An 11,376-nucleotide genomic window follows, 5' to 3' on the forward strand; every position below is an offset into this window, starting at 1 on the left:
GCTTTGCGACAGGGGCCAGACCTTCCAGTGGCCGCCTATTGTCACTCCATTTTACAACCCGCGATTTGCCAGTGGTCGCGGCGGTTTGCTTGCGCGGATGCGCAAGCGTCCTGACGGAACTGCGTGAATGGACGCCACCCCGGGGTCCAATAGCCCCCGCCGAGCTTGCCTTCCTGCTCAGCCTTGACCCAGTTGGAAATCGACTACCCTGGCACCCCTAACGCCGCAGCCGCTGCCGCAACGCTCTGCCCGGCCTTGACCAGCCGAACCGCTTCCAGCTTGAATCGAGCGTGTAGCGCGCCCGCTTCGTCTTGCTCATCTTCTTGACTCTCCTTGCTTGAGTTTAAACGCTCAGCAAGGGATTCGTTTTTCGGGGGCAAGCCCAGGCCTGCTGCCGGTCAACATTGCGACCGGCACAAATTTGGTGTCCTCAACGAAGCCAGCACCGCCTAGCAATTGCCTGTTGGGAGAAGGCGACTCTACAGGAATAGAAAAATAAAAGTAAATTTTAGCTTTTCTATTAGCTTTTCTATTCAAGCAGCCCCCTTTCTTATCGACTAGCATCCCGACCGGGACCGGGTTGCTCACAAACTTCCTTAGCGTTTTGCTGCGGAAGCCAGGACGCTTTGAAAACGTTGCAAAATCCATAAACCGCCCTAGCATTCGCTTCATGACCATGAGCGGTTCCTGAAAGAGGGGCGCGAGCAAGGCAGCGATGCGAGATACGCTTTGGCTCACCAATCAGTTTCGGCTTCCATATTGGATTTTCATGTTCTCAAAAGGGGGGGAGTAAGTGCTGCGCTACGTCACCATTGCCAAATTCTCGGAGGAATCCGGTTTTTCGGAGCATGCGATACGAACGAAGATTTCTCGCGGCGTTTGGCTTGAGGGTGAGGTATGGCGCTGGGCGGGTGGACGGCAACTGATTGACGTAGAGGGGTGCGTATTCCGGTGAATGTGACCGCCGATTCCGGCATCGTGACCACTGATTCCGTTTTATCGTGACCGCTGTGGCCCCGCAGTTTCCGGCTGATTGTGACCGGCCATTCCGGCGTCGTGACCGGTGATGGGTTGAGGGTGTTGCGCGGGGACGGATTCTACTCTGCCAAGCTAAGCAGTGTGGCTGCCGCTGGATGTCGTGCTCGTTTTTTGAGCAGACTTTCTGAGCGAATCGCCCGCCAGCGTGATGCGGTGAATGCGGTGCATCAGACGATCGAGGATCGCATCGGCGATGGTGGGATCGCCGATCCAGCCATGCCAGTGCTCGACGGGTAGCTGGCTGGTAATGAGTAGCCCACGGCTGCTGCCGCGATCGTCAATGAGTTCAAGCAGGTCATTGCGCGTGACCGCGTCCAGCGGCGCCACTGCCCAGTCGTCCAGCACGATCAGGTCAGTCTTGGCCATCTGCAGCAGCCATTTGCCGAAGCCACCGCTGCCATGCAGGATACGTAGCTCTTCGGCCAGCCTGGGCACGCGCAGATAAGCGACGGAATGCCCGCGGCGGCAGGCGTACTGCGCCAGCGCGCAGGCCAGCCAGGTCTTGCCGACGCCGGTCGGGCCACCGATCAGGACAGTATGTCCGGTTGTGATCCAGTCGGACAGCGCGAGACTGGTGACCTGTTTCCGATCAATGCCTCGGCCTGGACGGGCGTCAAGATCCTCGATCGTGGCGTGGGGGTACTTGAGGCGGGCACGCTGCAAGAGACGGGCAAGCTTGCGGTCATTGCGCCAGAGCAGTTCGCGGTCGATCAGCAGCGCCAGACGTTCCTCGAAGGCGAGCGCGCTGGCGCCGGGCTGGGCAAGCTGTTCTTCCAGGGCGGCGGCAAAGCCGTCGAGCTTGAGTGAGCGCAGTTGCGCGAGCGTGGTGTGGGTCATCATGAGATTGGGTTCCGGTTGTGAGCGCCAGGCAAGCAAGATCGGCTGCGGCCCAGCGGTAGCGGTGTGCGAGGGCCATTGAGGCGAATCGCGGGAGTTAGTGCTGCCTGGCAGACGGCGTTACTGGTAGTAGCTGGGGCCGCGCAGGTGTGCATGGTCGGGACTGACCCACTCGGCAGGAGGGGCTGTGGTCAGCCGATCGCGATCGGTTTCGAGCACGTTCTTGACGTGGCGGTACTGATAGGAGCCGAGCTCCAGCGCAATCGCACAGGCGGCTTCGAGGCGTTCCTTGCCATAGCGCTTGGCCAGGCTCAGCAACCCCAGACAGGCGCGGTAGCCGTGTTCAGGATGCTTGTGCTGCTCAAGCAGCCGGCGCACGACAGCACCGGTGGCGCCGCCGATCTGCTCGCCCCAGCGGATGAGTCGCTGCGGTGTCCACTCGAGGTGGGCGCGATGGGCGGCGGGCAGATGCTCGGGCACGGTGGTGAAGCCACCGGCGGCCGCGCGCGCATGGACAGCGACGCGCTGGCCACGGTGCAACAGTTCGACCGCATGAGCGGTAATGCGTGCATCAAGCATCTGGCCGACCAGTGCGTGCGGCACGCTGTAGCGATGCTTCTGGATCTCGATGTGATGGTCGATATGGACCTTGACGGTGCGGAACCTGGCGATCTCGTAAGGGACCGCCGGCAAGGGGCGGAGTGCCGGCGCATCCAGGGCCGCGAAGGCACTGGCACGGCTGCCTGGCAGCTTCTGGAAGGGGCGCTCATTGAGTGCGGGCAGCAACGCCGCAATCGCGCGGTCGACCGCATGCACGGTCTCGAAACGCTGATGGCGCAGTCGTGCGAGGATCCAACGCTCTACGATCTGCACTGCCACCTCAACCTTCGCTTTGTCCTGCGGGCGCCGTGCACGGGCAGGTAGCACCGAGGTGCCGTAATGGCGCGCGAAGTCGAGCACCGTCTCGTTAGCGCGCGGCTCATAACGGTCGGCGTTGGCAATCAAGGCGCGCGGGTTGTCTGGGACGATCAGTTCTGGGCTGCCGCCGATAAAGCTCAGGGCACGCACCATCGAGCCGATCCAGTCCACCATCGTCTCGCGCGGCGTGGCGCAGGCGAATGTGTAGCTGGACGCGCCGAGAGCCGCAACAAACACATGGGCGCGGCCGCCGTCGGCCACAGCGATGGTCGGCCCGGCATAGTCAACGAACAGCTTCTCACCGGCCTTGTGGGTCTGCCGCATCGAGCGCTTCAGGCTTTTTGCCCAGGCGTGGTAGCGCTCGCAGAATTGCGTGTGGCGATAGGTCTTGCCGCCGGGATGGGCCTCAACATATTCCTGCCACAGCAGGGTCAGCGTGACGCCCTTGCGCCGCAGTTCCTGGTGGATGCGGGCATAGTCCGGCGGCACATAGGCGCTGGCGCGTGCGCTGGGCAGCAGGTGCGCGGCAATCGCTGTTTCATCGAGATCGCGTAGCTGCTCCCATGTCATGCCGGCCTCAGCGGCCAGTGACACATACTTGGACACCACGCCCTTGGAAACTTGCAGCGCCGCGGCAATGCTGGCGTGCGACAGTTTGGACTCGTGCTTGAGTCGTAACACGTCTTTGATCATGCGTATCGTCATGGGCGGCTTGGGCATCGCTTCTCCGTGCAAAAACGCAGAAGGTTATCCACAGCCTGGGTTGAACAATACGCAACATCCCCACCCGGACCATCGCCAGCAGGACACCACCATATCAGCGGTGAGATGCCTCTCCGGCGGCCCGGTCACGATCGCCGGAACGGCTGGTCACGATAAACCGGAAATGCCGGTCACGATGCCGGAATCCGCGGTCACGATAATCCGGAATGACCGGTCACGATCGGCCGGAATACGCAAGAGGGGTACGAAAAATGGGTCGAGACGGGCGGGGAGTTACGGCGGTTTCGAAGAGCAGTATCCAAATCGCATTTACCTACCGGGGGGTAGTTTGCCGGGAGCGATTGCCAATCAAGCCCAGCCGGGCAGGCCTCAAGGAAGCGGAGAACATCCGGGCCGAGATTCTTCTTCACATCGCGCGAGGTGTCTTCAACTACGCCAAGAGATTTCCGGACTCTCCGCGAGCGCGTACGTTCGCGGAGTACCAGGGAGATACGCAGTCCATGGCGGACTATCTGGTGGCGTGGCTGGAGCGGCAGAAGAACCACCTCAAGGCTAGCACCGTGGAGGGCTACAGAGAAATCCTCGGGCGCCTCGTCATCCCTCGGTTCGGCAAGCTCAAGCTGACCGAATTGACGCGCACCGCGTTCCGGGGCTGGTTCGACAAGATGACGTGCGGAAACAAGCGACTTGCCAATATCCAGAGCGTCATCCGCAAGGCGCTAACCGACGCAGTACAGGACGGCTTGATTGAGTCGAATCCGCTCTACGGCTACAGATACAGGAAAGCGGAACCGCCCAAGGAGGACGACGACGTGGACCCGTTCGATGCCGAGGAGCAGCAGGCCATCATTGCCGCTGCTCCAGAGCAGGCCGGAAACATGTTCGAGTTCGCATTCTGGACCGGCCTACGCACCTCGGAGCTTGTGGCCGAGCAGTGGTCCGACGTGGACTGGCGCAAGGGCGAGGTCATTGTTCGTCGCGCGAAAACCTCGGCAGCGGAGGTAGCCGAAGACACCAAGACCAAGTCTGGTCGCAGAGCGGTAAAGCTGTTGGGGCCTGCCCTTGCGGCGCTGGAGGCACAGAAGCCGTACACGTTTCTGGCCAACAAGGAGATATGGCATGACCCGCGATATAACAAGCCGTGGGTCGGCGACGCCGCTATCCGTGTCGTGTGGACGAGCACCCTGCGCCGTGCAAAGGTCCGGTACCGCAAACCTTATCAAACCCGGCACACATACGCCTCGATGATGCTCTCTGCGGGTGAACATCCGATGTGGGTGGCGAAGCAGATAGGCCACTCGAGCCCGGACTTCACGATGCGCGTGTATGGTCGCTGGATACCGAGCGCCGACCCTGATGCGGGTGGTAAAGCAGTGGCGAAGTTTGCTGCGAAGAGCCTGCGATTGTCGTGCGATTCGAAGCCGAAAATAGCCAAAAACGGCTAAATAAATCGCAGCACCGAAACGCTAACCGCTTGATTTACAAGGAAATTCTGGCGGAGAGAGGGGGATTCGAACCCCCGATAGGCTATTAACCTATACACGCTTTCCAGGCGTGCGACTTAAACCACTCATCCATCTCTCCGGGAAGTCGGAGATTATAGCAGAGTTGTCTGGCGAATCCAGTGCTTCGTCGCCGTATCTAGCCTTATGCAACAGCCACCCCCCCTACCCCTTGCGCAGGTAGCTCACCAGCCGGTCGATCACGGGCGCATTGCGTGGCGTCAGCAGGCTGACGATGATGGCCACGGCGAAGCCAGCGGGCACGCCGAAGGCGCCGGAGGCGATCGGGTCGACGCCGAACCAGCGGTTGCCGAAGATGCCAGTCATGCGGGTGAAGAACGGGTAGTTGACGATGATGTAGTAGACCGCCATGCCCAGCCCGGCGGCCATGCCGGCGACGGCGCCGGCGGCGGTGGTGCGGCGCCAGAAGATGCCAAGGACCAGTACCGGGAAGAAACTGGAGGCGGCCAGCGAGAACGCGGCGCCGACCAGGAACAGGATATTGCCTGGGCGCAACGATGTGACGTAAGAGGCAAAAAGCGCCACGCCCAGCAACACGATCTTGGCGGTGGAGACGCGCCGCTGGTGGCTCGCCTGGCGGTCGACCATGTGATAGAAGACGTCGTGCGAGAGCGCATTGGCGATGGTCAGCAGCAGGCCGTCGGCGGTGGACAGCGCCGCGGCCAGGGCGCCGGCGGCGATCAGGCCGGAGATCACGTATGGCAGGCCGGCGATTTCCGGGGCGGCCAGCACGATCATGTCTGGCTGGAGCAGGATCTCGGCCCATTGCACTATGCCGTCGCCGTTGACATCGCGGATGCCGAACACCGGTGGATCGACCTTGCGCCATTGCACCACCCACTGCGGCAATTCGGCGTAGGAGGTACCCACCAGGTGCTGGAAAAACTCGTACTTCACCAGCGCAGCGAGCGTCGGCGCGGACACGTACAGCAAGGCGATGAAGAACACGGCCCAGGCCACGGAGTTGCGCGTTTCCTTGACCGACGGCGTCGTGTAGAGCCGCGTCAGGATGTGCGGCAGGCTGGCGGTGCCGACCATCAGGCAGAACACCAGCAAGACAAAATTCAGCCGCTTGGTCTTGCGCTCCTGCTCCGATGCCGCGGGATAGGGCTCGGTCGATGACAGCGAATGGCGGCTGCGGGCCAGCGCGTCGGCCCGCTGCTGGTTCCACTGCTGCTGTGCCGCCGCGGGGTCGCGCGGGAATTCCAGCCGTTCGCGCTCCAGCGACTTGATCTCGCGCAGCGGGGCATTGCGCGTGCGCAGGTCCTGCAGGCGCGCGTCGAGCGCGTCGCGCTCCTGGGCAAAGGAATCGGGCAGCCGGGCGATGCGCTCCTGCAGCAGGATGGCCTGCTGCCGGTAGTACTCGCGCACGGCCTGCTCGGCCGGCTCGCGCTCCAGTTGCTGCTCGCGCGCGTCGAGTTGCGACAGCAGCGTGCCGTAGCTGAGCTGCGGCAGCGCTTCGTGGTGATGCTTCCAGGCGATCATTGATACCGTGACCAGGAAGGCCACGATCATCATGATGTACTGCGCCACCTGCGTCCATGTGACCGCGCGCATGCCGCCAAGAAAGGAGCACACCAGGATGCCGGCCAGCCCGAAGAAGATGCCGACGGCAAACTCCACGCCGATAAAGCGCGTCACCACCAGCCCCACGCCCTGGATCTGCGCCACCAGGTAGACGAAGGAGCAGAGCGAAGCCGCCAGCACCGCAATCGCGCGCACTGGCAGGTTGCCGCCCGACTTGCCGTTGCCGTAGCGCGCTGCGAGGAAATCGGGAATGGTGTAGCCACCGTACTTGCGCAGGTATGGCGCCAGCAGGAAGGCCACCAGGCAATAGCCGCCGGTCCAGCCCATCACATAAGCCAGCCCTTCGTAGCCCGAGGCAAACAGGATGCCGGCCAGGCCGATGAAGGACGCCGCGCTCATCCAGTCTGCGGCAATCGCCATGCCGTTGAACAGCGCCGGCACGCGCCGCGATGCGACGTAATACTCGTTGAGGTCAGAGGTGCGGCAGATCAGGCCGATGCAGGCATAGATCGCGATGGTGATGAAGAGGAAGACGTAGCCGAGCCACAGCGCATCGGCGTTGGAGCGTTCCAGCAGCCCCATCATGCCAACGAAGCCGAACAACCCTAGCGTGAACAGGCCGTAGTACAACAGCAACCGTCGGCGAAAGCGCGACTGGGCTTCAGGCATGGGGGACGGTCCGTGGTCGGTGGGGGGCTATCGCAACAAACCCGCCGGCGCGGGAACGCGGCGGCGGGTTCAAGGGCTCGATCGGGCCGAAGCTAGACGATCACTGCGCCTGCTTGAGCTGCTCCAGGATCGCCGGATTCTCCAGCGTCGAGGTGTCCTGCGTGATCTCCTCTCCCTTGGCCAGCGACCGCAGCAGGCGCCGCATGATCTTGCCCGAGCGCGTCTTGGGCAGGTTATCGCCAAAGCGGATGTCCTTGGGCTTGGCGATCGGACCGATCTCCTTGCCGACCCAGTTGCGCAGTTCCGTCGCGATCTTGACGGCCTCTTCGCCAGTCGGACGCGAACGCTTGAGCACGACGAAGGCGCAGATGGCCTCGCCGGTCATGTCGTCGGGGCGGCCCACCACGGCGGCTTCGGCCACCAGCGGGTTGGACACCAGTGCCGACTCGATCTCCATCGTCCCCATGCGGTGGCCCGACACGTTCAGTACGTCGTCGATGCGGCCCATGATGGTGAAGTAGCCGGTGTCCTTGTCGCGGATCGAGCCGTCGCCGGCCAGGTAGAGCTTGCCGCCGAGCTCTTCGGGGAAGTAGCTCTTCCTGAAGCGCTCCGGATCGCCCCAGATGGTGCGGATCATGGCCGGCCACGGGCGCTTGACCACCAGGATGCCGCCGTTGCCGTTGGGCACGTCATGGCCGGTCTCGTCGACGATGGCGGCCATGATGCCCGGCAGCGGCAGCGTGCACGAGCCCGGCACCAGCGGCGTCGCGCCCGGCAGCGGCGTGATCATGTGGCCGCCGGTCTCGGTCTGCCAGAAGGTGTCGACGATCGGGCAGCGCTCGTTGCCGATGTTCTTGTAGTACCACATCCAGGCTTCCGGATTGATCGGCTCGCCCACGGTGCCGAGCAGGCGCAGGCTGGACAGGTCATATTGCTTCGGGTGGATCTTCTCGTCGGCCTCGGCGGCCTTGATCAGCGAGCGGATCGCGGTCGGCGCGGTGTAGAAGATGCTGACCTTGTGGCGCGCGATCATGTCCCAGAAGCGGCCGGCGTGCGGGTAGGTCGGCACGCCTTCGAACACCACCTGGGTGGCGCCGGCGGCCAGCGGGCCGTAGGCGATATAGGTGTGGCCGGTGACCCAGCCGATATCGGCGGTACACCAGAACAGGTCGTCGGGCTTGATGTCGAAGGTCCACTTCATCGTCATCAGCGCCCACAGCAGGTAGCCGCCGGTGCTGTGCTGCACGCCCTTGGGCTTGCCGGTGGAGCCGGAGGTGTAGAGCACGAACAGCGGGTGTTCAGCGCTGACGGGCTCGGCCGCGCAGGTATCCGGCTGGCCGGCGCAGACATCTTCCATCCAGCAGTCGCGGCCTTCCGTCCAGGCAACCTTGCCGCCGGTGCGGCGGTAGACGATTACGTTCTTGACGGCATCGCAGCCGCCCAGCGCCAGCGCATCGTCGGCAATCGCCTTCAGCGGCAGGGCCTTGCCGCCGCGCATCTGCTCGTCGGCAGTAATCAGCGCCACCGCGCCCACATCCACCAGCCGCTCCTGCAGCGACTTGGCCGAGAAGCCGCCGAACACGACCGAGTGCGTGGCGCCCAGGCGCGCGCAGGCCTGCATCGCGACCACGCCTTCGACCGACATCGGCATGTAGATCACCACGCGGTCGCCCTTCTTGACGCCGAGCGCCTTCAGGCCGTTGGCAAAGCGGCACACCTTGCCGTGCAGCTCGCGGTAGGTGACGCGGGTCACGGTGCCGTCGTCGGCCTCGAACACGATCGCGACCTTGTCGGCATTGCCGTTCTGCAGGTTGCGGTCCAGGCAGTTGTAAGAGGCGTTGAGTTCGCCGTCTTCGAACCACTTGTAGAACGGTGCGTTGCTTTCGTCCAGCACCTTGGTGAAGGGCTTGTTCCAGTGCAGCAACTCGCGCGCGTGGCGGGCCCAGAAGCCTTCATAGTCGCGCTCGGCTTCGTCGCACAGCGCCTGGTAGGCCTCCATGCTGGGGATCGCGGCTTGCCGGGCGAAGGTCTCGGGCGGGTTGAAGACGCGATGCTCTTGCATCACCGATTCGATGGTGGACATAGACTTGTCTCCTGATTTTGGACGGGCTTTGGCTGCCACGTTACGCCCGACGGCTTACTTAAACCTGACGGTAAAACCTGACGGTGGGCCTCGGGTGTGCATGCAACTTGTTGCAATGCAGCGGGAAAAGTCCACGCATGCGCCGGGAAAGTGCAGCCTTCTCCATTAGGCTAGCACAGCTATAATGCCGCGAGTTCCATACCTGAATGCGGCGCTTACCCTTGCCGCTCCCGCCGGCTCAGCATCTGCCGCGCCAAAGCGCCGCCGCGGCGCCCCGCCGGACGACCAAGGCCGTACCCGTGCCCGCCAATCCTTCACCATTCTCCCCGGTCTACGCCCTGTTCCTGATCGCCTCGATGGCGCTGGTCGGCAGCAACGTGGGCCTCGGCAAATCGATCATCGCCCATGTGCCGGTGCTGCTGTTCGCGCTGCTGCGCTTTGTCATTGCCATCGTCTGCCTGGCGCCCTGGTACCGGCCCGCGCGCATGCGCCGGGTCTCGCGCGGGGAATGGCTGAACCTGTTCCTGCAGGCGTTCTTCGGCACCTTCCTGTTTACACTGCTGATGCTCAATGGCGTGCGGCTGACCAGCGCCATGGCCGCTGGCGTGATCACCAGCACCATCCCAGCCACAGTGGCGATCCTGTCGTGGCTGATGCTGCGCGAGCGGCTGTCGCGGCGCACGGTGGCGTCGGTGCTGCTGGCGATGACCGGCATCGCGGTACTGAACATCGCCCGGGGCGATGCGCACGGTGCCGGCAGCGGCGGCCAGGCATGGCTGGGCAACCTGATGATCATGGGCGCGGTGGTATGCGAGTCGATCTACGTGATCCTGTCGCGCCGGCTCACGCAGACCCTGGCCGCGATCGAGATCTGCGCCTACACGCACCTGATCGGCGGGCTGCTGATGCTGCCGCTGGGGCTGGTCCCGCTGCTGAGCTTCGATGCCGCCACGGTGCCGTCGCAGACCTGGCTGATGGTGCTGTGGTATGCGCTCTCGGCCAGCGTGTTCTCGTTCTGGCTGTGGATGAAGGGCATCCGCCATGTGCCGGCGCAGCTGGCGGGGGTGTTCACCTCGGTGCTGCCGGTGGCGGCTGCCACCTACGGCATCGTCTTCCTGGGCGAGCAGCCGGGCTGGCCGCATGGGGTGGCGCTGGCGTGCGTGCTGGCCGGGATCGTGCTGGCCAGCTGGCCGGGGCGGATCGCGCGCGGCGCGTGGCGCGGCAAGGCGGCCGGCGCCGATCCTGGCGCCGCGGGTTGAGCCACGCCGGCGACTAACAGTAACCGTCTCCGGTTACGGTCGGTCACACGGCCCGGTCATCGGCGCTTGGTACAATCCACGCCGACTTTCAACTCGCCGACACCGCCCCGCCCATGGCTTCCAATCCAATGACCAGGCCGCAGACCATGCGGCCGATCCCGAGCATCATCTTCGCGTCGCGCTGGCTGCAGTTGCCGCTTTACCTGGGCCTGATCGTGGCCCAGGGCGTCTATGTCTACCACTTCCTGGTCGAAGTCTGGCACCTGCTCGCGCATGTGACCGAGTTCGACGAGAACAAGATCATGCTGGTGGTGCTGGGCCTGATCGACGTGGTGATGATCTCCAACCTGCTGATCATGGTGATCGTGGGCGGCTACGAAACCTTCGTCTCGCGGCTGGGCATCGACAACCACCCGGACGAGCCGGAATGGCTGGACCACGTCAACGCCGGCGTGCTAAAGGTCAAGCTGTCGATGGCGCTGATCGGGATTTCGTCGATCCACCTGCTCAAGACCTTCATCGATGCCGAGCAACGCACGACGCATACCATCATGTGGCAGGTGGCCATCCATATTGCCTTCCTGCTGTCGGCGGTCGCCATGGCCTGGGTGGATCGGATGGTGACGCACCCGGTCGGCGCACATGATAAGCACTAATCACATTAACGCACCATCGGACACCTAGTCCCAGCGAAACCGCGGCCATGTGCCGCGGTTTTTGCTTTTGGGCCCGCCCCGACGCAACCAGCGGCGTTTGCCGCACATCATCGACTGTGGACGGATGTATGCAGCCGGGCAGA

The 11,376-nt window shown here is 63.6% G+C and carries 8 protein-coding genes, 1 tRNA gene and 2 pseudogenes; 4 read left to right on the forward strand and 7 right to left on the reverse strand.

The window, feature by feature from the left end; all coding sequences use genetic code 11:
• Window positions 1–206 precede the first annotated feature (206 nt).
• The 4 genes and pseudogenes from RS901_RS19790 to istA all read right to left on the reverse strand — a co-directional run.
• Window positions 207–319, reverse strand: a pseudogene (locus tag RS901_RS19790) (transposase); the annotation flags it as partial.
• Window positions 320–351: 32 nt separating this feature from the next.
• Complete coding sequence (locus RS901_RS19795; protein ID WP_316150634.1) at window positions 352–678, reverse strand: hypothetical protein; 327 nt, start codon at window positions 676–678, stop codon at window positions 352–354.
• 432 nt (window positions 679–1,110) lie between these two features.
• Window positions 1,111–1,878: an IS21-like element helper ATPase IstB gene (gene istB / locus RS901_RS19800; RefSeq protein ID WP_316150636.1), complete on the reverse strand. Its 768-nt coding sequence runs from the start codon at window positions 1,876–1,878 to the stop codon at window positions 1,111–1,113.
• A gap of 117 nt (window positions 1,879–1,995) precedes the next feature.
• A complete protein-coding gene (gene istA, locus RS901_RS19805) occupies window positions 1,996–3,513 on the reverse strand; it encodes an IS21 family transposase (RefSeq protein ID WP_316150637.1) in 1,518 nt (505 codons plus the stop codon).
• Between the two features lie 254 nt (window positions 3,514–3,767).
• Between istA and RS901_RS19810 the strand changes: the two are divergent.
• Together RS901_RS19810 and RS901_RS19815 are read left to right on the forward strand one after the other, a co-directional pair.
• Window positions 3,768–3,962 (forward strand): annotated as a pseudogene (locus RS901_RS19810) (Arm DNA-binding domain-containing protein); the annotation flags it as partial.
• A gap of 54 nt (window positions 3,963–4,016) precedes the next feature.
• Entirely contained in the window at window positions 4,017–4,961 is a 945-nt protein-coding gene (locus tag RS901_RS19815) for a site-specific integrase (RefSeq protein WP_316153605.1), read from the forward strand.
• 48 nt (window positions 4,962–5,009) lie between these two features.
• Here the strand turns inward: RS901_RS19815 and RS901_RS19820 are convergent.
• The 3 genes from RS901_RS19820 to acs all read right to left on the reverse strand — a co-directional run bounded on the left by RS901_RS19820 (window position 5,010) and on the right by acs (window position 9,318).
• Window positions 5,010–5,100: transfer RNA gene (locus RS901_RS19820), tRNA-Ser, on the reverse strand.
• A gap of 83 nt (window positions 5,101–5,183) precedes the next feature.
• The gene (locus RS901_RS19825) at window positions 5,184–7,235 is read right to left on the reverse strand and encodes a VC_2705 family sodium/solute symporter (RefSeq protein WP_316150638.1); all 2,052 of its coding nucleotides are present in this window, start codon (window positions 7,233–7,235) and stop codon (window positions 5,184–5,186) included.
• A 100-nt stretch (window positions 7,236–7,335) separates the two neighbouring features.
• Window positions 7,336–9,318, reverse strand: a complete 1,983-nt coding sequence (gene acs, locus RS901_RS19830) for an acetate--CoA ligase (RefSeq protein WP_316150639.1) — start codon at window positions 9,316–9,318, stop codon at window positions 7,336–7,338.
• A gap of 299 nt (window positions 9,319–9,617) precedes the next feature.
• Here acs and RS901_RS19835 point away from each other — a divergent pair, with 299 nt between their 5' ends.
• Window positions 9,618–10,577 carry a DMT family transporter gene (locus tag RS901_RS19835; protein ID WP_316150640.1) on the forward strand — a complete coding sequence of 320 codons (960 nt, stop codon included), beginning with the start codon at window positions 9,618–9,620 and terminating at the stop codon, window positions 10,575–10,577.
• Between the two features lie 113 nt (window positions 10,578–10,690).
• Window positions 10,691–11,233 carry a TIGR00645 family protein gene (locus RS901_RS19840; RefSeq protein ID WP_316150641.1) on the forward strand — a complete coding sequence of 181 codons (543 nt, stop codon included), beginning with the start codon at window positions 10,691–10,693 and terminating at the stop codon, window positions 11,231–11,233.
• Window positions 11,234–11,376 lie beyond the last annotated feature (143 nt).

The sequence above is a fragment of the Cupriavidus sp. BIC8F genome (assembly GCF_032465815.1).
Taxonomy (GTDB): Bacteria; Pseudomonadota; Gammaproteobacteria; order Burkholderiales; family Burkholderiaceae; genus Cupriavidus; species Cupriavidus necator.